Raw genomic sequence first — 22,646 nt, 5'->3', positions numbered from 1 at the left:
CTCAGGCGTGGACCGTCACCGGGAACTTCGACGGCCCGCGCAAGTTGATCCGGCCGTTCCACTCCAGCTCGCCCGCGAAACCCAGCTCCGGGAACCGCTGCGCCAGCCGACCCACCGCGACCTGGCCCTCCAAACGAGCCAACGCCGCACCCAAGCAGTGATGTGGACCCGCGCCGAACGACACCTGGTGGCGGGCCTCCGGGCGGTCCAGGCGCAGCTGGGCCGCGTCCGGGCCGAAGAACCTCTCGTCGCGGTTTGCCGAACCCAGACACGCCAGTACGAACGTTCCCGCGGGGATCTCGCGGCCCGCCACCTCGTACGGGGATGTCGTCACACGGCGGGTCTGCTGGACCGGTGAGTCGAACCGCAGGAACTCCTCCACCGCGTTCGACGCCAGGTCCGGCTGGGCTCGCAGCAACTCCAGCTGCGCAGGATTCCGCAGCAACGCGTTCACGCCGTTCGCGATCAGGTTGACCGTTGTCTCGTGGCCGGCCACGTACAACAACACCACCTGGGCCACCAGCTCGTCGCCGTCCAGGACCTGGCCGTCGTGCTCCGCCTGGATCAACGCCGTCAGCAAATCCTCCGCCGGGTGGTCGCGTTTCCAGGCGATCACTTCGCGGGTGATCGCGCTCAGCTCCGCGTCCGCCGCCATGATCGCGCGGGCCGTTTCCTCGTCGGCCACGATCTCCAGTGAGCGGACCAGGGTTCCGCTCAGCTCGCGGATGCGGGCATGGTCCGTCGGGGGCATGCCGAGCATCTCGGAGATCACCGCGAACGGGAGCGGGAACGCCAGCTCCTCGACCAGGTCCGAGTCGCCCTTCTCCGCCATGCGGTCCAGCGCCTCGTCCACGAGCCCCACGATCTTCGGCTCCAGGGCCGCCACCGCGCGGCGGGTGAACACCTTCGTCACCAGCGAACGCAGGCGCGTGTGGTCGGGCGGGTCGCGGTCGAGCATCGAAAGGTTCAGCGCGCCCGGGTCGGCGTCCGGGGTGAGCGCGGTGGCCTGGTCGAGCAGCGGCCCGGGGGCCAGGTTGCCGACCTCCACCGAGAGCCCGGCGCGAAGCAGCGCCGAGACGTCTTCGTAGCGCGAGACGAACCAGAAGCCCAGCGGGTGCTCCTGCACCGGGTCCTCGTCGCGCAGCTTCTTGTACTGCGCGTACGGATCTTCGAAGAAGCCGGGTGCGAACGGGTTGAACAGCAGATCGTCGACGTCGGTCATGACTACCCCCACATGCACTGTGTCGGTGACATGCACAGTGTATGTCCTATGCTTTGCGCATGTCGACCGTCAAGAGCCGGCGGGAGCAGTACTCCGAGGCCACCCGGGCCGCCCTGCTGGCGGCGGCCACCCGCCGGTTCGCCGAGCACGGCTTCTCCGGGACGGCCCTGGAGGACATCGCCGGCGACATCCAGGCCACGCGCGGCGCGATCTACCACCACTTCGCCAGCAAGACGGCGTTGTTCGAGGCGGTCTTCGCGCAGCTCGAGACCGAGGCGATGGAGCTGTCCGCGGCCGCGGCGGCGCGGGGAGCGGACCCCTGGTCGGCGGCCTTCGCGGCCCTCGACGTCTTCCTCGACCGCTGCTGCGACCCCGTCTACGGCAAGCTCGTCTGGCAGGAGGCGCCGCTGGCACTCGGCTGGCTGCGCTGGCAGGCGGCCGAGGAGCAGTACGCCTACGGGCTCGTCGAGCAGCTGATCAAAGCCCTGATCGACGACGGCGAAATCGACGACCAGCCGCTGGAGACCACGACGCGGCTGGTGTTCGGCATGCTCGGCACGGCCGGGATGGCGCTGGCCGAGGCGTCCGAAGTGGACAAGCCCCGGCTCAAGGCGGAGTACGTCGCGGTCATCGGGAAGATGGCGTCGGGGTTGCGTCCTGCAAACGGCGAAGTGAGCGTTGTTTAAATCGTGACCTTGCCGTTTTCAGGCGACCGATTTATACGATTTTTCAAGCCTTTCGAGTTAATGGGGACACCCCGCGTAGCGCTTGTTGGGTCCGTGTAAGCTCCGGTCTCGCTTGACTGGGTGATCGCTCACCCGAATCGGTAGCCGCTTGCGGGGTGTGCGGTTGCCCCCGTCGTGGTTCGGGCTCGGATAGGAGATTTATGCAGGTCAGGTCCACTCTCGTGCGTGGCGGGATCGCGGCTCTCGCCGCGGCCGCCGCGGTCATGATCGGCTCTCCGGCCGCTCTCGCCGACGACGGTGCCGCGCGCGGCCGCGTCGACGAGCACGCCGGCACGGTCGGCTACCGGCTCAACCTCGGCAAGGGCGGCGACTACATCGCCGAGCTGTTCGAGATGAAGCTCTCCAACGGCAGCACGCTGAAGCTCTACTGCGTGCAGATCACCGTCGGGCTGCGCACCGACGTCGACATGGTCGAGCGCCCCTGGAACAAGTACCCGGCCGAGGGTCCGTTCAAGACGAACAGCGCGAAGATCAACTGGGTGCTGCACAACGGTTACCCGGGCACCGGCCTCGACGCGCTGGGCAAGGCGCTGAAGAAGCAGGGTGTCGAGGTCCACGGTGGCGTCTCCGAGCGTGAGGCCATCGCCGCGACCCAGGCCGCCGTGTGGCACTTCAGCGACGGCGTGAACCTGGACGCCACCAAGCCGCTGGCCGAGGAGAACTCGGCCGACGCCAATGCCGACGTCGCCGCGCTCTACGCGTACTTCACCGGTGACCAGAACAAGGGCATCGGCGAGCAGCCGAAGCCGACGCTGAACATCGCCGCGGACAAGACCGAGGGCACGGCCGGTGGCAAGATCGGCCCGTACAGCGTCGCCACCAGCGGGGACATCACCTCGCTGACCAGCCAGCTGCCCGAGGGCGTCAAGATCACCGACGCCGACGGCAAGGAGCTGAAGGGCACCGACGTCAAGGACGGCAGCAAGCTGTTCGTCGACGTCCCCGCGGGCACCAAGCCGGGCAAGGGCGCCTTCACCCTCAAGGCCACCGGCGAGCTGGACACCGGCCGCCTGTTCGTCGCGGACAACTACGCGAAGAAGCCGGCGCAGTCGCTGATCGTCGCCGACTCGGAGAAGACCGAGGTGACCGCGAACGCGGCCGCCAGCTGGACCGAGGCCGGCGTCCCGACCACCGCGCCGAGCACCACCCCGGCCGGCTCGAACGGCGGGGGCGGCGACCTGGCCAACACCGGCGTCGACGCCGCGGTTCCGTTCACCGTCGGCGGCCTGCTGCTCGGCGGCGGCGCGCTGATGCTGCTGCTGAACCGTCGTCGCAGCCGCGCGTAAGCACCAGTCAGTACCCGGGAACGGGGCCGGTCCACAGTGGACCGGCCCCGTTTTCGTGTGCTCGGGGACCCGACCATCGGATTGCGATCATCGGGGCAAAAGCGGCGAACCGCACGCGCATTGGTCTAGACTTTTCGCCCGGACGGCGAAGGGACGACGTCATGCGCGGTACGACCGTTCCGCCCGGGACGCCCTGCCAGCCAACGCGGGCGGGGGAGCTGCCGATGCACCGGCTGGAGGTGCCGGCGCCGCCCGCGCCGCCGTTCGCCGTCGGCACGTTCGACGAGGTCGGGCCGCTCTCGCGGGCGGACTTCCCGCACCGGCACACCTTCCACGAGCTGGTCCACGTCACCGGCGGCACCGGCGCGCACGTCGTCGACCTGACGCGCCGGCCGCTGCGGCCGCCGCACCTCGGCGTCATCGCGCCGGGACAGGTGCACCAGTGGGCCGATGTGCGCGGCCTGACCGGCCACGTCGTCCTGTTCACCGACGAGTTCCTCCTCGACCACCCGGCCGACCGCGAACTGTTGCGACGGCTGAGCGAACAGCCGCTGCTGGAGCTGGACCCGGAGGCCGACGCCGGCGTCACGCGGCTGGTCGCGGACCTCGTGGAGGAGCACCGCCACGGCGACGAGTCGGTCCTGCGGGCGCTGCTCCACGTCCTGGTCGCGCGGGCCGGGCGCCTGCTGGGGACGCCGCCGCCCGCGCCCGCCGGAGCGGTGGCGGCCGAGTTCGCCCGGCTCGCCGGCCGTCCCGACCTCGGGCTGTGGTCGGTGTCCGCGCACGCCGACCGCATCGGCGTCACCCCGGGGCACCTCACCGAGGCCGTGAAGGCCGCGACCGGCCGCACCGCCGCGCAGCTGCTGCGCGAGGCGCGGACGCGGGAGGCCCAGCGGTTCCTGCTCCGGACGGACCTCACCGTGCGCCAGGTCGCGACCCGCGTCGGGTTCGCCGACCCGGCCTACTTCTGCCGGTTCTTCCGCCGCGAGACCGGGCTGAGCCCCGGCGACTTCCGCCGCGGCGGGGAGAAGCACCACGACTGACCGGGCCAGTCCATCGCCGCCCAACCGGTCCGCTGCCTACGTTCGAGGGGATTCCCGACGCCCCCACGAGGAGCAGGCATGGACGAGGACACCAAGCTCAGCCGCAAGACGGTGCTGCGCGCCGCGCTGGCCGCGGGCGTCGCCGCGCCGGTCGCCCTGATCGGCGGGCCGGCGCTCGCCCGCACGACCGTCGCCACCGGTGCCGCCCCGGAACTGACCCCGGCGTGCCACGACGGCGACGAGCCGACGATCGAGCAGACCGAAGGCCCCTACTTCAAGCCGAACTCGCCGGAGCGGACCGACCTGGTCACGCCCGGCACCCAGGGCACGCGCCTGACGGTGTCCGGCTACGTGTTCGGGCGGGCCTGCCTGCCGGTGGGCCGCGTGCTGCTGGACTTCTGGCAGGCGGACGTCAACGGCGCGTACGACAACACCGGCTACACCTTCCGCGGCCACCAGTACACCGACGCCCAGGGCGCGTTCCGGCTCTCGACGATCGTGCCCGGCCTCTACCCCGGCCGCACCCGGCACATCCACGTCAAGGTCCAGGCACCCGGCCGGCCGATCCTGACCACCCAGCTCTACTTCCCGAACGAGCCGCGCAACAACACCGACACGATCTTCGACGCGCGGCTGCTGATGACCGTGCGGGACAACGGCTCGGCGAAGGAAGCCGCGTTCGACTTCGTGCTGAACGTCCCGCAGAACCCGACGTCGACCCCGCCGACGTCCACGCCGCCGACGTCGACGCCGCCCGGGGGCACCACCTGGGCGGCGGGGACGAGCTACGCGGCGGGCACCCGGGTCACCTACGGCGGCCGGGGCTACGTCTGCCTGCAGGGACACACCGCCCAGCCGGGCTGGGAACCACCGGCCGTCCCCGCGCTGTGGCGGGCGGAGTGACCCACTGAGGAGGGAGGGAACGGGCGGGTCCCCGGGCGCCGGGACCCGCCCGGCTTCCGCACGATTGGCGTCGACCCCGGCCGCGCCGGCCTGGGAAATTGGCAGGCATGACGACTTCCGCAGCGTGGTTCCGGCGCTTCCATCCGGCCACGCCCGACGCGCCGCGGCTCGTGTGCTTCCCGCACGCGGGTGGGGCGGCGAGTTCCTTCCACCCGCTCTCGGCCGCACTGGCGCCCGCGGTCGACGTGCTGGCCGTGCAGTACCCGGGCCGGCAGGACCGGCACGGCGAACCCCTGGTGGACGACCTGTTCGTGCTCGCCGACCGGCTGGCGGACGCGCTCGCCGCCGAGGTCAACGGGCCGATGGCGCTCTTCGGGCACAGCATGGGCGCCAGCCTGGCGTTCGAGGTCGCGCGGCGGCTCGAATCCTGGCCGCTCGCGTTGTTCGTGTCCGGGCGGCGGGCTCCGTCGGCGGCCGTGCCGATCCGGGACCGCAGTGACGACGAGCTGCTCGCCGACGTCCTGCGGCTGGGCGGCACCGACGACCGCGTGCTGGCGCACCCCGAGCTGGTCCGCATGGTGCTGCCGATGCTGCGCAACGACTACAAGGCCGCGGAGAGCTACCACTACCGGCCGGGGCCCGACGTGAGCTGCCCGATCTTCGCGCTCCTCGGTGACCGTGACCCGAGGGTGACGGAGGTCGAGGCGCGCCAGTGGGCGGCGTACACATCCGGTGAGTTCGGGCTGTCGACGTTCCCTGGCGCGCACTTCTACCTGAACGACCAGGTCGAGGCGGTGAGCCGCCTGCTCGGCGAGCGGCTCACCCGGTGGCCGGGTGAGCCGCTCGCGTCAGGTCAGCAGTAGAGGTTGGCGCCGGGGTCGACGCCGAGGATGGACGTGATCTGGCGGTACTTGTCGACGCGGCTCTGCACCTGGGCGGGGTTGCCGCCGTTGCACTCGATCGAGCCATTGATGCTGCGGATGGTCTCGCCGAAGCCGCGGCCGTTGACGATCGCGTTGTGCGGCGTCATCGTGCCGGGGCCGCTCTGGGTGTTCCAGTACCAGAGGCCGGTCTTCCAGGCGACGGCCGCGTTCTGCTCGACCTGCCAGGGGTTGCCGAGCAGGTCGATGCCGAGGGCGTCACCGGCGGCCTTGTAGTTGAAGTTCCAGCTCAGCTGGATCGGGCCGCGGCCGTAGTACGCGGCTTGACCCGCCGGGCAGCCGTAGGGCTGGCCGTAGTCGCAGTAGTGCGGGTAGTTGGCCGTGTTCTGCTCGACGATGTAGACCAGCCCGCCGGTCTCGTGGTTGACGTTCGCGAGGAACGCCGCGGCTTCCTGCTTCTTGACCGTGTCGCTGCCGGTGTTGGCGAAGCCGGGGTAGGCCGACAGGGCCGCGGTCAGGCCGCTGTAGGTGTAGAAGCCGTTGCGGCCGGGGAAGATCTGGTTGAACTGCGCTTCGCTGACGACGAACGAGCCCGGGTTGCCCGGGGGGTTGCCGGGGTCGGTGCCGCCGCCGCAGGAGTAGGGCTCCCAGTACCAGGTGCTGATGATCGGGTCGTAGCCCGGGTTCGCGTTTTTGGCCCGGTAGTAGCCGCCGTTAGTGTACTTCACGATCGCACCGACGTCGTACCACTGGCCCGCGACCCAGTTCGGCGCGTTGCAGGTGGTTCCGCCGCCTCCGCCGTCGCAGCTGTAGGGCTCCCAGTACCAGGTGCTGATGATCGGGTCGTAGCCCGGGTTGGCGTTCTTGGCGCGGTAATAGCTGCCGTTGGTGTACTTGACGACCGCGCCCACGTCGTACCACTGGCCCGCGACCCAGTTGGGCCCGCTGCAGGCGGCGGCGGCCGCCTGCGGGACCTGACCGGTGGCGGCGGGCACGCCGAGCACGAGTGCGGCGGCGGCGGCGAATGCTGACAGGACCGCGACAAGACGTCTTCTCAAGACTGGCTCACTCCTTCGGCCACGACGGAGTCCGGACGCGGGGGCGCCCGGTGTCGGAGGGGGGTGTGCTCGACCGGCCGGAACGAGGGTGACACCGATCACTAGAACAGATTGGTCTAGTCCAGTCAAGGATTCGGGCAGGCGGGGCAAGGGGTCTGCGCGAACGACTCCCGAGTTGAACCGTGCGGGGCGGGGTTCCGGGCGCCCGGTCGCGTGGAAGTCGGCCGCCGTCGCGACCGAATGCGTTGCCTCGGGCGCCGAACTCGCGTGAACCTTCGGTGCCGGCGCTACTCCGCCGCGGGCTCTCCGGCGGGTTTCCGCGCCAGCACCCGCCCGTGCGGCACCGGCGCCGCCGGGTCGCGCAGTACCTGGGTCAGTACCTCGAAGCCGGCGCTCGTCACCAGCTCGCCCACCCGCTCCACCGGCTGGCGGTAGGCGTCCAGCGAGAGGCCGTCGTGGCCCTGCCAGTCGGTCAGGTGCTGCCGCAGGTCGCCGACCTGGAACGCCAGCTGCAGGTGGCCGCCCGGGCGCAGCACCCGGAACAGCTCCGCGCACACCTCCGGCAGCCGGGCCGGCGGCGTGTGGATGATCGAGTACCAGGCCACCGCGCCCGCGAGGCCGCCGTCCGGCAGGTCCAGCCCCAGCAGCGACCCCTCGGAAAACCGCAGTTCGGGGTGGTCGCGGCGGGCCACGGCGAGCATCTCCGGCGACAGGTCGATGCCCGCCACCTCGAGCCCCGCCGAGGCCAGGTACGCCGTCACGCGGCCGGTTCCGCAGCCGAGGTCGGCGACCGGGCCGCCGCCGTCTTCGCGGACGAGGTCGGCGAACGCCGTCAGCAGCGCGCTGTCTTGGACGTCTTCGGCGATCGGGGACGTGAGCCGGGCGTAGCTCTCGGCGACGATCGAGTAGGCGTGGCGGGTCGTGGCCAGGAAGTCGGTCATGGCGCGGGACGGTACCGGCGGGCACCGACAGTTTCCGCGATCAGTCCTATGTGGACTCGGCTCGGCCGAGGTGGTCCAGCATCGAGCGGACGGCTTCGAACTCCCGGACCTCCTGGCGGCAGTCCGAGCACGCCGAAAGGTGCCGCTCCACCCGTGCCGTGTCGGCGGCGTCGAGCAGCCCCAGGCTGTACGCCCCGAGGTCGGTCCGGTCGTACCGGCCCATGGATCGCGTCTCCGTTTCCGCGTCCCGCAAGGGAACGCCCGCACTACCGGACGTCTCCAGAGTCCCGACGCGTACGCCGCACCGGCACGGTTCTCGCGTTTTCCACCCGATCGGCCGACAACTTGAGGCGGCGAACAGCCCATGTGAGTGACGGCGGGCCGTCACGGTACTCACCGGTCCGGACACGGAAAGCTTTTCTGCCCCCAATGTCGGCGATTCCGCGTCATGGCTCACGGGCGGGCTCGTCAGACCTGCGTCGGACCGGAGTTTTCCGGCCTCGACCAGGGCGAAGGCGATCCGGACCGAGGAGAGCGAGAGAACGATGACCGTACGAAGCCAGCGGGCGGACCACGTCGTCGAAGAAGTCGGGGTCTGGCTGACCGGGGAGTTCGTGGGGCGGCTCCCCGCCGCGGAGATCGACCGCGTCGTCAAGGTGACGCGGCTCGACCTCGAAAGCAGTATCGCGCCGGAGGAGCTCGGCGAAATGCTCCACCGGCTGGGCCGGGCCCGGCTGCAGCGCATCGCGCAGCTGGCCCCGGGCGCACGGGTGCGGATCCCGACGGCGAGGTGAGCCCGCGTCAGCGGGACGCGGCCGCCTTGATCGTCCGGAGCACCGGCGCCGTCTCCAGGGTGCGGATGGCGTCGAGCGCCCCCAACCGCCTGGTCAGGTAGTGGTGCAGCGCCGCCGCGTCCGGGCAGAGCGCGTGCGCGACCAGGTTGGCCGGCCCGGTCGTCGCCGCGACGAGCGCCAGCTCCGGGTGGGTGGCCAGCTCCCGGCCCACGTCGTCGAGGTGGGCGGGGGCGACCGACATCCACAGCAGCGCGTGCGTCGTCGCGCCGAGCGGGGCCGGGTCGACCTCGAGGTCGAAGAACACCGTGCCGCCGGCCTGGAGGTCGGCCAGCCGGCGCGCGACGGTCGCCGCGGACCAGCCGGTGGCCGTCGCCAGCTCGGCCAGGCTCGCCCGGCCGTCGCGTTGCAACGCGGCCATCAGCGCGGCGTCGTCCCCGGTCAGCGGCTTGCCTTCGCCGGAGAAGACCGGCGTCAGCGCGGCGACCTGCGAAGCGTCGAGGGCGTTCGCGCGCCCGAGCCACGCCGTCGGGCCGCCGAAGTAGCGGTGCAGCAGCTGGTGCGCGGACACCGCCGTGACGCTCACCGTGCGCGGGATGTCCCGCAGCAGCAGGGAATGGTCGCTCGCGGCCGGCGTGTAGACGTTCACGCAGATCTCCGTGCCGCCGGACATGAGCTTGATCCACGCGGTGTCGGCGCGCCGCGCCAGTGCGAGCGCGAGGTCCTGCGCGGTGTACGGCGTCGCGGTCAGCCGGACCATCCACTCGGCCTGTCCGGCGCGCTGCGGGTCCGGGATGCCGACGACGCGAAGCGACGCTTCGGCGCGTAGCCGGCGATAGCGGCGCGCGACCGTCTGCGTCGAGACGCCGAGAACGTCTCCGATCTTCGTGAACGGCGCCCGGCCGTCGAGGTGCAGCGCGTGGATCAACGCGCGATCGACGTCGTCGAGTGCGGTCATATCCCTCACCAAAGCGCATCGCGTGGAAGAAATCCACCAAGAAACCGCTGTGAGTGGAATCGGAGAGGAGTCCCGGGTCAAGGTCGGTGCCGAGACCGAAAGGGGGCACCTCTTGCCGACCACGACCCGCCACCGGCACCGCTGGGCCGCACTCGCCGTGCTGCTCACCGCCGAAGCGATGAACCTGCTCGACGCCACGATCGTCCAGGTCGCGGGCCCGGTGATCCACGACGGCCTGCCCGGACCGGCCGCCGGCATCCCGTGGTTCAGCGCGGCCTACACCCTGCCGTTCGCGGCCTTCCTGATCACCGGCGGTCGGCTCGGGGACGTCTTCGGCCGGGCGAGGGCGTTCAAGATCGGTGTCACGGTCTTCGTGCTCGCGTCGCTGGCCTGCGCGGCCGCGCCGGACGCGGGCCTGCTGATCGGCGCCCGCGCGGTGCAGGGCGCGGCCGCGGCGCTGATCATCCCGCAGACGATCGGGCTCATCCGCGCGCTCTTCGACGGCGACGAACTCGCGAAGGCGCTCGGCAGCATCGGCCCGGTGATGGGCCTGTCCGCGGTGACCGGGCCGCTGCTCGGCGGGCTGCTGACGCAGGCGCTGTCGTGGCGGGCGGTGTTCCTGGTGAACGTCCCGTTCGGCCTCGCGGTCCTGCTCGCCGCGCGGTTCCTGCGTGAAGACAAGGCGGCCACGCGCCCGAAGCTCGACGTCATCGGCACCGTGCTCGTCGTCGCCGGGGCCGGCCTGCTCGTCTACCCGCTGATCAGCCCGGGCGGGACGGCGTGGCCGCTGCTCGCGGCCGGTGCCGCGCTGCTCGTCGTGTTCGGGTGCCAGCAGCGCCGAACGGCCGCGCCGCTGGTCGAGCCGAGCCTGTTCGCCCACCGCGGGTTCCCGGCCGCGCTCGCCGGGTCGCTGCTGTACTTCGCGGTGATGACCGGGTTGATGCTCCTCGTCCCGCTGCGGCTGCAGCTCGGCGAGGGCGTCGACGTCCGCACCACGAGCCTGACGCTGCTGCCGCTATCGGCCGGGCTCGCGGTGTCGTCGTGGGTCGCCGGTTCCTGGCTGGTGCCGAAGTTCGGCTCCCGCGTGATGTTCGCCGGACTGGGCCTGCTGCTGGCCGGGATCCTCGCGGTCGCCGGCGGGGTGACCCCGGCGCTGGCGTTGTGCGGACTCGGGATGGGGACGTTCACGGTGCCGTTCTTCTCCGCCGCCCTGCACCGCGTCCGCCCGCACGAGACGGGCTCGGCCGCCGGGCTGCTCAACGCGGTGCAGCAGCTCGGCGGCACCCTCGGCGTCGCTCTGCTCGGCGGTCTCTACCTGCGCAGCGGGACGGCGACCCCGGCCTTCGGCGTCGCCGCCGGGCTGACCGTGGCCGCCGCCATCGCCGTGCTGCCGCTCAGTAGTCGTCGCGGCCGGTGAACTGCTGTTCCAGCAGCTCGGCCGCGCCCGCCACCAGCTCGAGGGGGTCGATGAACTCGTTGATGTCCAGGTGGATCAGCGGCAGCGAGTGGCGCAGCACCAGGTGGTCGCCCATCACCGCGAGCCCGCCCACGACCGTCGAGTTGCCGACCTCGGTCAGCACGTCGAGGAGGTCGACCTCGTCGTGGCGGGCGAACGGCGTCGCGATCTGGACCCAGTCCTCCTGCTGGTCGAGGATCTCGTGGGCGATCACCATGATCTGGGCCCGCTGCTCGGTGTCGGGGTCGTCGCCGAAGATCAGCCGGATGCGGATCTCGTCCGGGTCGTCGCGCACGACCCGGTACTCCTGCCTGATGTAAGCGACCAGATCGCCCCAGTTCGCCATCAGGCGGCCCCGATCCGGTCGAGGTCGGCCAGGACGTCGGCCGGCAGTTCGAGCGAAGCCGCGGCGAGGTTTTCGCGCAGGTGCCCCAGTGACGACGTGCCCGGGATGAGCAGCATCGACGACGACCGGTGCAGCAGCCACGCGAGCGCGACCTGCATCGGCGTCGCGTCGAGCTTGGTGGCGCAGTCGTCCAGGATGCCCGATTGCAACGGGCTGAAGCCGCCGAGCGGGAAGTACGGCACGAAGGCGATGCCCTCGGCGGCGCACTTGTCGACGAGGTCGTCGTTCTCGCGGTGCGCCAGGTTGTACTGGTTCTGCACGCAGACGACGGGCGCGATCTCCTTGGCCTCGTCGAGCTGCTCCGTGGTGACGTGGCTGACGCCGAGGTGCTTGATCAGGCCCTGCTGCCGCAGCTCGGCGAGCACGCCGAAGGGCTCGGCGAGCGACATCCGCACCGGGTAGTCGCCGGCGGCGTTGCTCAGGCGGAGGTTCACCACGTCGATGGCGTCGACGCCGAGGTTCCGGAGGTTGTCGTGCACGGCCTGGGTGAGCTCGTCGGCGGACAACGCGGGCGGCCACGCTTTGTCGGGCGTCCGCCGGGCGCCGACCTTCGTCACGATCGTCAGCGACTCCGGGTACGGGTGGAGGGCCTCCTTGATCACCGCGTTCACGGTGTGCGGCCCGTAGTAGTCGCTGGTGTCGATGTGGGTGACGCCGCTTTCGACGGCTTCGCGCAGCACTGCGACCGCGGTGTCGTGGTCGCGCGGCGGTCCCCAGACACCGGGGCCGGCCAGCTGCATGGCCCCGTACCCCATCCGGGTCACGGGGACTTCCCCGCCGAGGCTGAAAGTGCCGCCCAGGTTTGCCATTCCGCTCCTCAGGTAGGTGGCGTTCCGCCGAGGAGTCTAGGGACGATCAGCCGCACGTGCCCTTGCTACGCAGCACGCGCGTCACCGATTCCTGCACGCGGGTCTTGGGCAGCTCACCGGACTTCACGGCCTGCTCCAACCGGTTCAGCACCTCGTCCACGCGGCCGCCGGACGACCACAGCGCTTCGTCCGCCCCGGCCTGCAACGCCTTCAGCACGGCGTCCGGCAGCGAGTACTGGGCAGTGATGGCCTTCATCGCGCCGAGGTCGTCGGTGAGGACCAGGCCGGTGAACCCGAACTCGGTCCGCAGCAGCTGGTAGGCGGCCGGGGAGATCGACGCCGGGACGCCGCCGGTCAGGTCGGGCACGTCGAGGTGGCCGACCATCACCGAGACCGGCCCGTAGTCCGCGAGGTTCCGGTACGGCACGAGGTCCAGCGTCCGCAGCTGCGCGAGCGGCGGGGTGACGACCGTGCCCTTGTGCGAGTCGCCCGAGCCGTGGCCGTGGCCGGGGAAGTGCTTCAGCACCGGCTGGACACCGCCGTCGCGCAGGCCCGCCGCGAACGCCGCCGCGTACGTCTTCACGCGGTTCGGGTCGGGGCTGAAGGACCGGTCGCCGATGACGTCGTCGTCCGGGGCGTCGGTGACGTCGGTGTCCGGCGCGAAGTCGACCGTCACCCCGCGGGCGCGCAGCTGGCGGCCGCGGTCGGCGGCCAGCGCGCGGACCTGGGCGGGGGACTTCGTCGCGGCCATCTCGCGGGCCGACGGGATCTCGCCGTCGAGGTCGTCGATGCGCTGGACGCGGCCGCCCTCTTCGTCGACCGACACGGCCACCGGCAGCTTGGCCGCGCCCTGGACGGCGTCCAGGGAACGATCTTTCAACAACGCTGTTGCGTTACCGCCGATGAAGATCCCGCCGACCTGGTTGGCGCGCACCATGGACACCGTGGACCCCGGGTTGTCGCCGGACACCCCCACGATGACCAGCTGCGCGACCTGGCTCCGCACGTCGAGGCCGTTGACCAGCGACGCGCAGTCGCCGGGCCGCGTCAGGCTCGACGTCGGAGGCGGGGAAGAAGGTGCGGCCGTCCGGGAAGGTGAAGACGGGGGAGGAACCGGTGACCGGGGGATCGCCAGCCCGGCCACGGTGTCCGATTGGCAGCCCGTGACCAGGGAACTCACGACAGCGATGCAGAGCGCCACCCCCAAGGCGGCCGGACGTCGGTGGTTCATCGGTCCCTTCACTCGTCGGCGTGCCCCACGACGGTAGTCGACGACCCGGCTTCACGATGTGAAGAAGGGCTGCACCGCGGTTAGAGAATTCGTGAAGGCGACCTCAGCAGACTGGCACGACAAGGACACGGACAGTGGGGAGGGGCCTCGATGGACCAGGTGCGAGTGGCAGCGTGGGCTTCGGACCCGATCGCGCTCACCGGGCTGATCAACCACCTGAAGTCCCGGCCGGAGCTGCTGGTCGTGCCCCGCGCCCGTCGGGGCGAGGCGGCGGTGCTGGTGTTCGCCGTCGGGCAGGTCGACCGCGAGGCGATCGCCGCGCTGCGGGCCGCCGCCGCCGAGTCGCCCGCCGCGATCGTGCTGGTCGCCGGGCACGTCGACCCCGGGCACCTCGGCCTGCTCGCCGACTGCCACGTCTCGGCCGTGCTGCCGCGGACCGCGCTCGACCGGCTCACCGACAGCGTGCTGGCCGCCGCACGGGGGCGCACGGCGCCGCTGCGCGACCAGGTCGACGCACTGGCGCACGAGGGCTCGTCGGCGGCGCTGACGCCGCGCGAGGTGGATGTGCTTCGCCTGATGGCCGAAGGCTGGGACACTGCGGAGATCGCGGGCAAGCTCTGCTACTCGGAGCGGACCGTGAAGAACGTCATCTACGCCATGACCAACCGGCTCAACCTGCGCAACCGGCCGCACGCGGTCGCCTACGCCGTGCGGGCCGGTGTGATCTGAGGAAGCCCGTTGCGCACGATCGTCCGCCGGACCGCCGTCGCGGTCGCCGCGTTGATCCCGCTCGCCGCCTGCAGTCCCGCTGACTCCGGCGGCCCGACGAAGCTCACCATCGCCACCTTCGGCGAGTTCGGCTACGCGCCCCTGATCGCCGAGTACCAGAAGCTGCACCCGGAGATCACGGTGCAGAACCGCGTCACCGACTTCGACACCCACCACAAGGGCCTCGCGACGCAGCTCGCGACCGGCCACGGTGCCGCCGACGTCGTCGCGATCGAAGAGCAGTACATCCCGCAGTACCGGAAGGCGAAGGACAAGTTCGTCGACCTCGCCTCCTTCGGCGCGGGAGACCTCGAAAAGCAGTGGGCGCCCTGGAAGTGGGCGCAGGGCACCGACGGCGCGTTCGTCCTCGGGCTCGGCACCGACATGGGCAGCCTCGCCCTCTGCTACCGGCGTGACCTCTTCCAGGCCGCGGGTCTGCCGACCGACCGTGACGAGGTCGCGAAGCTGATGCCCGACTGGGACGCCTACGCCGCCACCGCCGAGCGCTTCGCGGCGAAGACGCCGGGCGTGAAGTTCGCGGACTCGGCCGGGACCGTCTACACGGCGATGCTCAACCAGTCGCCCGAGAACTACTTCTCGGCCAAGGACGACTCGTTCATCGGCGACCGCAACCCCAGCGTCCGCGCCGCGTTCTACCTCTCCGGCGGCATCGCCGCGAAGGGGGAGACGGCGGCCGCGACGACGTTCACGCAGGCCTGGAACGTCGCGATCAAGCAGGGTTCCTTCGCGACCGTGGCCTGCCCGGCCTGGATGCTCAGCCAGATCAAGGAAGCCGGCGGCGACGCGGGCAAGGGCAAGTGGGACGTCACGACCGTGCCCGGCAGGAGCGGCAACCAGGGCGGCTCGTTCCTGACCGTGCCGAAGCAGAGCGCGCACCCGAAGGAGGCCTACGAGCTCGCGCGCTGGCTGACCGCGCCGGAGCAGCAGAAGAAGCTCTTCCTCTCCGACGGGATCCTGCCCAGCGAGCCGTCGGTCTACACGGACCCGCAGGTCGTCGCGCACGCCGACCCGTACTTCGGGGACGCGCCGACCGGCCGGATCTTCGCCGCGTCCGCGGATCAGCTGCGCCCCAACTACCGCGGCCTGCGCGACGCCGACGTGCGGCCGGAGTTCGGCCGCGCCCTCGGGCGGATCGAGGACAAGACCGACGGCGTCGACCAAGCCTGGGCGGAAGCCGTCCAGCAGGCGCAAGCCGCCCTGAAGTAGCGCGCGTGCAGCACCGGCTCGCCCGTTTCGACCGCAAGGCCACGCCGCTGCTGTTCGTCGCGCCCTTCTTCGGCCTCTTCGTCGTCTTCGGCGCCTTCCCGCTGCTCTACACGGCGTGGGTGTCGCTGCACGACTGGAACCTGCTGGAGGGCGACCAGGGCTACCTCGGCCTGGCGAACTACGGCGAGCTGCTGGCGGACCCGAACTTCTGGAACGCGCTCGCCAACACCGTCGGCATCTTCGTGCTCGCCGCGGTCCCGGAGTTCCTGCTGGCGCTGGGCATCGCGGCACTGCTCGACCGGCCACTGCGGGGCGCGACCTGGTGGCGCACCGGGATCCTGCTGCCGAACGTCGTGTCCGTCGTCGCGATCGGGCTGGTGTTCGGGCAGCTGTTCGGCAAGGACTACGGCGTCGTCAACGAAGTGCTGGGCTGGTTCGGCGTCGCGCCGGTCAACTGGCAGTCCGGGACCTGGACGTCGCACTTCGCGGTGGCGTCGATGGTGCTCTGGCGCTGGACCGGCTACAACGCGCTGATCTACCTGGCCGCGATGCAGGCCGTCCCCAGTGACCTCTACGAAGCCGCCGCGCTGGACGGCGCCTCGCGCTGGCGGACATTCTGGTCGGTCACCGTGCCGGGCATCCGGCCCGCGCTGGCGTTCACCGCGATCGCCGGCACGGTCAACGGCCTGCAGCTGTTCGCCGAGCCGCAGCTGTTCGACGCCGGCGGGTCGGGCGGGACCGGCGGCAACGACCGCCAGTTCCAGACGCTGGTGATGTACCTGTACGAGAAGGGCTTCACGCACTTTGACGCCGGGTACGCGGCCGCGCTGACCTGGGTGCTGTTCGTGATCTGCGCGCTGTTCGCGCTGGTCAACTACCGGCTGGTGCGCCGGTTCGTGAGGTCGTCGTGAGGCGCCCCGGCGGCTGGGTCTACGTCGTGCTGACCGGGGTGCTCGGCGCGTCGATCTTCCCGCTGTACTGGTCGTTCGTCGTGTCCACAAGGGACAATTCGGCGATCGGCGAGACGTCACCGCTGCTGCTGCCCGGCGGGCACCTCGTCGAGAACGTGCGGCGCGTCTTCGACACCGTCGACTTCTGGCTGGCGCTGGGCAACTCGCTGATCGTCGCCGGCACCGTCATGGTGTCCAACGTCGTGCTCGCGAGCCTGGCCGGGTTCGCCTTCGCGCGGCTGCGGTTCCGCGGCCGCAACACGCTGTTCCTGCTGGTCGTCGGCTCGGCGATGGTGCCGGCGCAGCTCGGCGTCATCCCGCTTTACCTGGTGGTGGGCGAGCTCGGCTGGTACGGGCGGCTCGAAGCGGTGATTGTGCCGGGGCTGCTCAGCGCGTTCAGCGTGTTCTGGATGCGCCAGGCGTGCGAGAACGCGATCAGCGCCGAGCTCGTCGACGCGGCGACCGTCGACGGCTGTTCGACCCTGCGCACCTACTGGCACGTGGCGGTGCCCGCGCTGCGCCCGGCGGCCGCGGTGCTGGCGATGCTGACGTTCATGGCCGCGTGGAACGACTACTTCTGGCCGCTGGTGGTACTCGACCCCGGCGAGACGCCGACCGTGCAGGTCGCGCTGTCGCAGCTGGCCAGCGGCTACTACACCGACTACGCGCTCATGCTCACCGGCGCGACCGTGGGCGTCCTGCCCGTGATCGCGCTGTTCCTGCTGCTGGGCCGCCACATCGTCCGGGGGATCCTGAAAGGGGCGCCAGTATGACCTTCCCGGTGGGTTTCCTGTGGGGCGCGGCCACCGCGTCCTACCAAGTCGAGGGTGGGATCGCCGAAGGCGGCCGCGGACCGTCCATCTGGGACACGTTCGCGGCTCGCCCCGGCGCTGTCCTGGGCGGAGCGTCCGGCGAGGTCGCCTGCGACCACTACCACCGCTTTCCCGAGGACATCGGGCTGCTCGCGGATCTGGGACTGGGCGCGTACCGGTTCTCGGTCGCGTGGCCTCGGGTGATGCCGGACGGCCGGACGCCGTCGCCCGCCGGGCTCGCGTTCTACGACCGGCTGGTGGACGAGCTGCTGCGCCGCGACGTCGTGCCGGTGCTGACGCTGTACCACTGGGATCTGCCGCAGGCCCTGGAGGACGAGGGCGGCTGGCCGTCGCGGGACACGGCCTACCGGTTCGCGGACTACGCGTCCGTGGTCCACGACGCCCTGGGTGACCGCGTCAACCAGTGGACGACGATCAACGAGCCGTTCTGCGCGGCGTTCCTGGGGTACGGCAGCGGCGTGCACGCGCCCGGCGTCCAGGACCACGACACGGCGCTGGTCGCGGCGCACCACCTGCTGCTCGGGCACGGGCTGGCGACGCGGGCGCTGACCTCGGCGGCGCGTCCGGGCCAGGAGTTCTCGCTGGCGTTGAACTTCGCGCCCGCTTTGCCCGACGGCTCGTCGCCGGCGCACCTGGAGGCGGCGCGCAAGTTCGACGGGATCCACAACCGGTTCTTCCTGGACCCGGTGCTGGGCCGCGGCTACCCATCGGACGTCGTCGCCGATGTGGAGCACCACGGCGGCCGGTTCGCGGCGTCGATCCGCGACGGCGACACGGACACGATCGCGGCGGCGATCGACTGGCTGGGCGTGAACTACTACGCGCCGGCGCGGGTGACGCCCCTCGAGGACCTTTCGGTGCACGGCAACTGCCCGCTGCCGGGGTTGCGGGGCCTGGACGTGCTGCCGGCCGTCGGCCCGTTGACGGCGTTCGGCTGGGAGCAGGCGCCCGCGGTGTTCACGGACCTGCTGGGCTGGATCTCCGCGCGGTCCGGCGGGTTGCCGATGGTGGTGGCCGAGAACGGCGCGTCCTTTGTGGACAAGGTGACGTCCGGCCGGGTGCACGACGCGGCCCGGGTGAACTACTTCCTCGAGCACGTCCGCGCGGTGCACGACGCGATCCGCCGGGGCGCCGACGTGCGCGGGTACTTCGCCTGGTCACTGCTCGACAACTTCGAGTGGGCGATGGGGTATTCGCAACGCTTCGGCCTGGTGCACGTCGACTTCGACACGCAGGTCCGGACGGTCAAGGACTCCGGCCGGTTCCTGGGCCGGGTCGCGAAGGCCAACGCGCTGACGGACTAGCCGTGTCGTCCATCCGAGTACGCGTGTCGTCCGCCGGGATACGCGTGTCGTCCGTTCGCGTGCGTGGCTTGCGTGCCGGGATGGACGACACGCGTACCTGAGCGGACGACACGCGTACCTGGATGGACGACACGGCGTCAAGGGCGGTGGCGGAAGGCGTCGGCGACGCCCGAGCGTGACGGCGTCTCGAGCTTGCCCAAGAGCCGGGTGACGTGGGCCTGGACCGTTCGTCGCGGCAGCGACAGCTCCGCCGCGATGTCCGGGTTCGACCGGCCCTGGGCCACCAGGCCGGCGATCCGGACCTCGATCGGGGTCAGCGACTCCCAGCCGTGGCCCGGCCGGACCTGGGAGAACAACGCGCCGCGCCGGACGCCCAGCCGTCGTAGCCGCGTCTCCGCCCGGCGCAGGTCCCAGCGCGCTCCCAGCGCCGTGTAGAGCTCCGCCGCCTCCTCGAACGCCGCGTGCGCCGCGTCGAGGCGGCCCGCGCGGGCCAGCAGCTCCGCCGCGTCTTCGAGCACGGAAGCCAGCTCCGGGCGGCGGCCGACCGCGCGGAAGTGCTCCGCCGTCGCGAGCACCGCCGCCGGGTCCTCCTCGATCAGGCCCCGGCACCACGACACCGCCGCGTGCGCCCGTGCCGGACGCCGCTCCTTCGCCGCCTCCTCCTCGCAGACCTCGAGCGCCCGGCGGGCGCGGACGACGTCGTCCTGCTCCATCGCCAGCCGCACGAACGTCGGGAGCCACTGGTGGCGCAGCATCATCTGCGCGTACGTCGGGTTCAGGATCGGCTCGAGGACGGCCATCGCGCGGGCCCGGTCGCCGCGCTGCTCGGCCGCCAGCGCGTCCGCGACCAGCAGGAAGTCGAAGCTCTCGCGCTCGGCGCCGGTCGCCGGGGCGTACTCCTCCGCCGCGTCGAGGTGGGCCGCCGCCTGCGCGCGGTCGTCGCGGCGGCCCGCGATCAGCGCCGCGACGCCGTGCAGCAGCAGGGCCGCCGGGCCGGGCTCGCGCAGGCCGTAGAACGTGATCGCCGGGCCGTCCTCGGTGACCGTGTCCAGCTCGACCAGTGCCTCGTCCCAGCGACCTTCCCAGTACCGGTGCACCGCGACCGACACCTGCAGCCCCACCGGCATCGCGTGCCGGGCCGCGATGTCGCCCGCCGCCCGCAACGCCGCGTCCGCCTCGGCGAGCCGGTCGAGGTTCTGGAGGGTGAAGACGCGGTTGTCGAGCAGGTCGAGGTGCAGGTCGGCCAGCTCGTGCTCGTCGCCGACGGCGTCGATCGCCGCGTCGATGTGCGTGAGCGCGGAGTCGTGCTCGCGGCGTACGGAATCCACCAGCCACAACGACTGCAGCGCGTGCGCGGTCAGGTACCGGTCGCCGCCGGCGAACGACTTGGTCTCGTACGCGGCCTTCTCCGCGGTGTCCAAATCGGACAGATCGCCGCGGCGGAAGTTCGCCAGCAGCTGCCGGTGCTTGACCCGCCAGAGCTCCGGCACGGCCGGGTCCTCGGCCGACGCGGCGAGGATCGCGACCGCGCGCTCGGTGTCGCCCCGGCGGTGGTGCAGCGCCGCGAGGACGTGCCGCATCTCCTCGGCCGAGTCCGGGTCGGTGGCGACGTCGAGGGCCTGCTGCGCCAGGGACTCCGGGTTGCGTTCCAGCCGGAACAGCACCTTGACCAGCGCCACGAGCAGCACTTCGCGCCGGTCGCCGGCACCCGCGGCCAGTGCCCGTTCCAGCAGTTCGACGGCGATCAGCGGCGCCCGGTTGGACACGGCCGCGTGGTGCGCGGCGAGCCAGTCCAGCACCCATTCGTCCACAGTGGCCGGTGCCGCCACCAGCTGCTCGGCGACCCGTTTGACCGGGGCACCGATCCCGGCGAGCGCTTCCGCGGCCTGCCGGTGCAGTGCCGCCCGCGTCCCGGCGAGCAGCCGGTCGTAAAGAGCTTGGCGCAGCAGGGGATGCCGGAACGCGAGCTGCGTCCCGGTGTCGATGAGGACGTTCGCGGCGACGGCTTCTTCCAGGGGTTCCAGCAGGTCCGACGGCCGCGTGCCGAGCACCGCGGCGATGTCCCCGACGGCGAACTCCATGCCCAGCAGCGCGCCCCAGCGCAGCACCTCCTGGGTCCGCGCGGGCAGGAAGTCGAGCCGCCGGTCGACCGCGGCGACCAGCGAGCGCGGCGCTTCGAACTCCGCCGGGTCGTCGACGTCGGCCTCGCCGCCGGACACCTCGACCGCACCGGCGCGCAGCAGGACGTCGACCATTTCCTTGACGTACAACGGGTTCCCGGCGCCACGAGCGGCCAGCTCGCGCAGCCCGGGCCCAGGGGCGGCGCCGATCTGGTCCTCGATCAGCCGTCCGACGTCCTCGCCGGTCAACGGCGCGAGGTCGAGCACCACGCCGTCGCGCGCCTGGACGCCGCGGCGCAGCTGGGCGAGCTCGGCGCGGTCCGGCGCCGGGCGGGTCGCGGCCACGAGCAGCAGCGGCAGCTGGCGGGTCGCCGCGCAGAGGCGGTGCCAGACCAGCACGGACGCCTCGTCCGCCCACTGCAGGTCGTCGACCACCAGCACCTGTGGCGAGCGCGCGCACAGCTCGTCGACCAGGGCCAGGAGCCGGTCGACGGCGCCGAGCACCGGGTCGGCCGGGCCGAGGCCGCGCCGCACCGGGCCCTCACCGGCGAGCTCCTTGGCCACCTTCGCGCGTTGCGGGTCGGCCGAATGCGCGTCGATCTTCAGGCACTCCAGCATCACCTGCAGCGGGAAGCGGGTGCTGAGCTCGTCGGCGGCGGCCCAGAGCCGCTGGAACCCCGGACCGTCCGGCAGGGTGCTGGTGAGCAGCTCGGACTTGCCGATGCCGGCCTCGCCCTCGATCCACACAGCCCGCCCGCGCCCGGCCCGGACGTCGGCGACGAGCTCGGCGAGCCGGGTCGTCTCCGCTTCCCGCCCGAAGAGCCGGTGCCCGGTGACCTCGACCGGCGCCGCGGGCGCGTCGAGGCCCGGGTCCTGGGCGAGGATCTGCTGGTGGAGGCGCTGCAGCGCCGGTCCGGGCTCGACGCCGAGCTCGCCGACGAGGGTGGCGCGGGCGTCGCGGAAGACGTCGAGGGCGTCGGCGTGCCGGCCGCTGCGGTAGAGGGCGAGCATGAGCGACTCGCGCAGCGACTCCCGCAGGGGGTGCTCGCCGGCCAGCACCGCCAGCTCCGGCGCGAGGTCGAGGTGCCCGCCGAGGACCAGCAAGGCCTGGGCCCGCCGGTCGAGGGTGTTCAGCCGCAGCTCGGCGAGGTATTCGCGGTGCCGCTCGGCGAACCCGCCGGGCACGCCGGAGAGCGCTTCCCCCTGCCAGAGCGCGAGGGCGGCGTCGAGCTCGGTGACGGCCGCCCGGGGATCGCCCTGGTCGAGGTGCTGCTGCGCGCGTTCGCGGTGGCGTTCGAAGACGGCGGCGTCGAGCGCGTCGTCGTCGAGCAGCAGCGAGTACCCGGCGGGGTCCGACACGAGGACGCTGGCGGCCGACCAGCGCGACCGGTCGGGTTCGAGCGCCCGCCGCAGCCCGGAAACGTAGGTGTGGACGCTGCCTTCGACGCTGGCGGGCGCGGAGTCGCCCCAGACGCCGGCGATCAGCTCGGCCCGCGGGACCGCCCGCCCGGCGTTGACCGCGAGCACGGCGAAGATCGCGCGCTGACGGGCGGGGCCCAGGCCGATTTCGGCCTCCCCGCGCCAGGCCCGCAGGGGGCCGAGCAAGCCCACTCGCAGACCGGTGTCCGCTTCCCCTCGCATGTCCCTGCCGTTCTTCAGGGGACGAACCCGCCGGGGGCGGGCCCCCAGGACCCCGGCGGAGATTTTCGTGCC

21 protein-coding genes are annotated in these 22,646 nt (G+C 71.9%); 12 read left to right on the top strand and 9 right to left on the bottom strand.

Annotation, left to right across the window (positions count from 1 at the left end; all coding sequences use genetic code 11):
• Window position 1: 1 nt before the first annotated feature.
• Window positions 2-1,222: a cytochrome P450 gene (locus tag ACZ7PG_RS26850; RefSeq protein ID WP_470241824.1), complete on the bottom strand. Its 1,221-nt coding sequence runs from the start codon at window positions 1,220-1,222 to the stop codon at window positions 2-4.
• 59 nt (window positions 1,223-1,281) lie between these two features.
• Between ACZ7PG_RS26850 and ACZ7PG_RS26845 the strand changes: the two genes are divergently transcribed.
• From ACZ7PG_RS26845 to ACZ7PG_RS26825, 5 genes are all read left to right on the top strand, one after another.
• Entirely contained in the window at window positions 1,282-1,908 is a 627-nt protein-coding gene (locus ACZ7PG_RS26845) for a TetR/AcrR family transcriptional regulator (RefSeq protein WP_470241823.1), read from the top strand.
• A gap of 200 nt (window positions 1,909-2,108) precedes the next feature.
• The gene (locus tag ACZ7PG_RS26840) at window positions 2,109-3,254 is read left to right on the top strand and encodes a thioester domain-containing protein (protein WP_470241822.1); all 1,146 of its coding nucleotides are present in this window, start codon (window positions 2,109-2,111) and stop codon (window positions 3,252-3,254) included.
• A 224-nt stretch (window positions 3,255-3,478) separates the two neighbouring features.
• Window positions 3,479-4,297, top strand: a complete 819-nt coding sequence (locus tag ACZ7PG_RS26835) for a helix-turn-helix transcriptional regulator (protein WP_470241821.1) — start codon at window positions 3,479-3,481, stop codon at window positions 4,295-4,297.
• A 78-nt stretch (window positions 4,298-4,375) separates the two neighbouring features.
• Window positions 4,376-5,200 (top strand): dioxygenase family protein, encoded by an 825-nt coding sequence (locus tag ACZ7PG_RS26830; protein ID WP_470241820.1) that lies wholly within the window; start codon window positions 4,376-4,378, stop codon window positions 5,198-5,200.
• A gap of 107 nt (window positions 5,201-5,307) precedes the next feature.
• A complete protein-coding gene (locus tag ACZ7PG_RS26825) occupies window positions 5,308-6,063 on the top strand; it encodes a thioesterase II family protein (RefSeq protein WP_470241819.1) in 756 nt (251 codons plus the stop codon).
• On the opposite strand, the gene ACZ7PG_RS26820 is transcribed toward ACZ7PG_RS26825, so the two are convergent.
• The 3 genes from ACZ7PG_RS26820 to ACZ7PG_RS26810 form a co-directional block, all read right to left on the bottom strand.
• Entirely contained in the window at window positions 6,054-7,085 is a 1,032-nt protein-coding gene (locus ACZ7PG_RS26820; protein ID WP_470242421.1) for a chitinase, read from the bottom strand. The genes ACZ7PG_RS26825 and ACZ7PG_RS26820 overlap by 10 nt on opposite strands.
• Before the next feature lie 341 nt (window positions 7,086-7,426).
• Window positions 7,427-8,080: a class I SAM-dependent methyltransferase gene (locus ACZ7PG_RS26815; protein WP_470241818.1), complete on the bottom strand. Its 654-nt coding sequence runs from the start codon at window positions 8,078-8,080 to the stop codon at window positions 7,427-7,429.
• Between the two features lie 46 nt (window positions 8,081-8,126).
• Window positions 8,127-8,303: a zf-HC2 domain-containing protein gene (locus ACZ7PG_RS26810; protein WP_470241817.1), complete on the bottom strand. Its 177-nt coding sequence runs from the start codon at window positions 8,301-8,303 to the stop codon at window positions 8,127-8,129.
• Between the two features lie 322 nt (window positions 8,304-8,625).
• Here ACZ7PG_RS26810 and ACZ7PG_RS26805 point away from each other — a divergent pair, with 322 nt between their 5' ends.
• Window positions 8,626-8,874: a hypothetical protein gene (locus ACZ7PG_RS26805; RefSeq protein WP_470241816.1), complete on the top strand. Its 249-nt coding sequence runs from the start codon at window positions 8,626-8,628 to the stop codon at window positions 8,872-8,874.
• A gap of 7 nt (window positions 8,875-8,881) precedes the next feature.
• Here ACZ7PG_RS26805 and ACZ7PG_RS26800 read toward each other — a convergent pair whose 3' ends face one another.
• On the bottom strand, window positions 8,882-9,829 hold the full coding sequence (locus ACZ7PG_RS26800; protein ID WP_470241815.1) for an Lrp/AsnC family transcriptional regulator: 948 nt from the start codon (window positions 9,827-9,829) through the stop codon (window positions 8,882-8,884).
• A gap of 49 nt (window positions 9,830-9,878) precedes the next feature.
• On the opposite strand from ACZ7PG_RS26800, the gene ACZ7PG_RS26795 reads away from it, so the two are divergent.
• On the top strand, window positions 9,879-11,246 hold the full coding sequence (locus ACZ7PG_RS26795; protein WP_470241814.1) for an MFS transporter: 1,368 nt from the start codon (window positions 9,879-9,881) through the stop codon (window positions 11,244-11,246).
• Here the strand turns inward: ACZ7PG_RS26795 and ACZ7PG_RS26790 are convergent.
• The 3 genes from ACZ7PG_RS26790 to ACZ7PG_RS26780 are packed head-to-tail and all read right to left on the bottom strand — an operon-like array spanning window position 11,224 to window position 13,731.
• On the bottom strand, window positions 11,224-11,631 hold the full coding sequence (locus ACZ7PG_RS26790; RefSeq protein ID WP_470241813.1) for a type III secretion system chaperone family protein: 408 nt from the start codon (window positions 11,629-11,631) through the stop codon (window positions 11,224-11,226). The two genes, ACZ7PG_RS26795 and ACZ7PG_RS26790, sit on opposite strands and share 23 nt — an antisense overlap.
• The gene (locus ACZ7PG_RS26785; RefSeq protein WP_470241812.1) at window positions 11,631-12,500 is read right to left on the bottom strand and encodes an oxidoreductase; all 870 of its coding nucleotides are present in this window, start codon (window positions 12,498-12,500) and stop codon (window positions 11,631-11,633) included. The genes ACZ7PG_RS26790 and ACZ7PG_RS26785 overlap by 1 nt, the downstream gene beginning before the upstream one ends.
• Window positions 12,501-12,546: 46 nt before the next feature.
• On the bottom strand, window positions 12,547-13,731 hold the full coding sequence (locus ACZ7PG_RS26780) for a glycoside hydrolase family 3 N-terminal domain-containing protein (protein WP_470241811.1): 1,185 nt from the start codon (window positions 13,729-13,731) through the stop codon (window positions 12,547-12,549).
• Between the two features lie 150 nt (window positions 13,732-13,881).
• On the opposite strand from ACZ7PG_RS26780, the gene ACZ7PG_RS26775 reads away from it, so the two are divergent.
• From ACZ7PG_RS26775 to ACZ7PG_RS26755, 5 genes are read left to right on the top strand one after another with little or no spacing between them, the layout of a single operon-like run.
• Window positions 13,882-14,460, top strand: a complete 579-nt coding sequence (locus ACZ7PG_RS26775) for a helix-turn-helix transcriptional regulator (protein ID WP_470241810.1) — start codon at window positions 13,882-13,884, stop codon at window positions 14,458-14,460.
• A 9-nt stretch (window positions 14,461-14,469) separates the two neighbouring features.
• Window positions 14,470-15,726, top strand: a complete 1,257-nt coding sequence (locus ACZ7PG_RS26770) for an ABC transporter substrate-binding protein (RefSeq protein ID WP_470241809.1) — start codon at window positions 14,470-14,472, stop codon at window positions 15,724-15,726.
• A gap of 5 nt (window positions 15,727-15,731) precedes the next feature.
• Window positions 15,732-16,637: a carbohydrate ABC transporter permease gene (locus ACZ7PG_RS26765; protein WP_470241808.1), complete on the top strand. Its 906-nt coding sequence runs from the start codon at window positions 15,732-15,734 to the stop codon at window positions 16,635-16,637.
• Window positions 16,634-17,449: a carbohydrate ABC transporter permease gene (locus ACZ7PG_RS26760; protein WP_470241807.1), complete on the top strand. Its 816-nt coding sequence runs from the start codon at window positions 16,634-16,636 to the stop codon at window positions 17,447-17,449. Before ACZ7PG_RS26765 ends, ACZ7PG_RS26760 begins: the two co-directional genes overlap by 4 nt.
• Entirely contained in the window at window positions 17,446-18,813 is a 1,368-nt protein-coding gene (locus tag ACZ7PG_RS26755; protein WP_470241806.1) for a GH1 family beta-glucosidase, read from the top strand. The genes ACZ7PG_RS26760 and ACZ7PG_RS26755 overlap by 4 nt, the downstream gene beginning before the upstream one ends.
• 137 nt (window positions 18,814-18,950) lie before the next feature.
• Here the strand turns inward: ACZ7PG_RS26755 and ACZ7PG_RS26750 are convergent, their stop codons facing one another.
• A complete protein-coding gene (locus ACZ7PG_RS26750; protein ID WP_470241805.1) occupies window positions 18,951-22,574 on the bottom strand; it encodes a BTAD domain-containing putative transcriptional regulator in 3,624 nt (1,207 codons plus the stop codon).
• Window positions 22,575-22,646 lie beyond the last annotated feature (72 nt).

The organism is Amycolatopsis sp. NPDC114504, from assembly GCF_055633595.1.
This window is presented reverse-complemented; position numbering and strand designations above follow the sequence as displayed.

Bases quoted from the DNA above. Each gene is read 5' to 3' on its own strand.
- ACZ7PG_RS26850 (WP_470241824.1), bottom strand. From the start codon at position 1,222: ATGACCGACGTCGACGATCTGCTGTTCAACCCGTTCGCACCCGGCTTC.
- ACZ7PG_RS26845 (WP_470241823.1), top strand. From the start codon at position 1,282: ATGTCGACCGTCAAGAGCCGGCGGGAGCAGTACTCCGAGGCCACCCGG.
- ACZ7PG_RS26840 (WP_470241822.1), top strand. From the start codon at position 2,109: ATGCAGGTCAGGTCCACTCTCGTGCGTGGCGGGATCGCGGCTCTCGCC.
- ACZ7PG_RS26835 (WP_470241821.1), top strand. From the start codon at position 3,479: ATGCACCGGCTGGAGGTGCCGGCGCCGCCCGCGCCGCCGTTCGCCGTC.
- ACZ7PG_RS26830 (WP_470241820.1), top strand. From the start codon at position 4,376: ATGGACGAGGACACCAAGCTCAGCCGCAAGACGGTGCTGCGCGCCGCG.
- ACZ7PG_RS26825 (WP_470241819.1), top strand. From the start codon at position 5,308: ATGACGACTTCCGCAGCGTGGTTCCGGCGCTTCCATCCGGCCACGCCC.
- ACZ7PG_RS26815 (WP_470241818.1), bottom strand. From the start codon at position 8,080: ATGACCGACTTCCTGGCCACGACCCGCCACGCCTACTCGATCGTCGCC.
- ACZ7PG_RS26810 (WP_470241817.1), bottom strand. From the start codon at position 8,303: ATGGGCCGGTACGACCGGACCGACCTCGGGGCGTACAGCCTGGGGCTG.
- ACZ7PG_RS26805 (WP_470241816.1), top strand. From the start codon at position 8,626: ATGACCGTACGAAGCCAGCGGGCGGACCACGTCGTCGAAGAAGTCGGG.
- ACZ7PG_RS26800 (WP_470241815.1), bottom strand. From the start codon at position 9,829: ATGACCGCACTCGACGACGTCGATCGCGCGTTGATCCACGCGCTGCAC.
- ACZ7PG_RS26790 (WP_470241813.1), bottom strand. From the start codon at position 11,631: ATGGCGAACTGGGGCGATCTGGTCGCTTACATCAGGCAGGAGTACCGG.
- ACZ7PG_RS26785 (WP_470241812.1), bottom strand. From the start codon at position 12,500: ATGGCAAACCTGGGCGGCACTTTCAGCCTCGGCGGGGAAGTCCCCGTG.
- ACZ7PG_RS26780 (WP_470241811.1), bottom strand. From the start codon at position 13,731: ATGAACCACCGACGTCCGGCCGCCTTGGGGGTGGCGCTCTGCATCGCT.
- ACZ7PG_RS26775 (WP_470241810.1), top strand. From the start codon at position 13,882: ATGGACCAGGTGCGAGTGGCAGCGTGGGCTTCGGACCCGATCGCGCTC.
- ACZ7PG_RS26755 (WP_470241806.1), top strand. From the start codon at position 17,446: ATGACCTTCCCGGTGGGTTTCCTGTGGGGCGCGGCCACCGCGTCCTAC.
- ACZ7PG_RS26750 (WP_470241805.1), bottom strand. From the start codon at position 22,574: ATGCGAGGGGAAGCGGACACCGGTCTGCGAGTGGGCTTGCTCGGCCCC.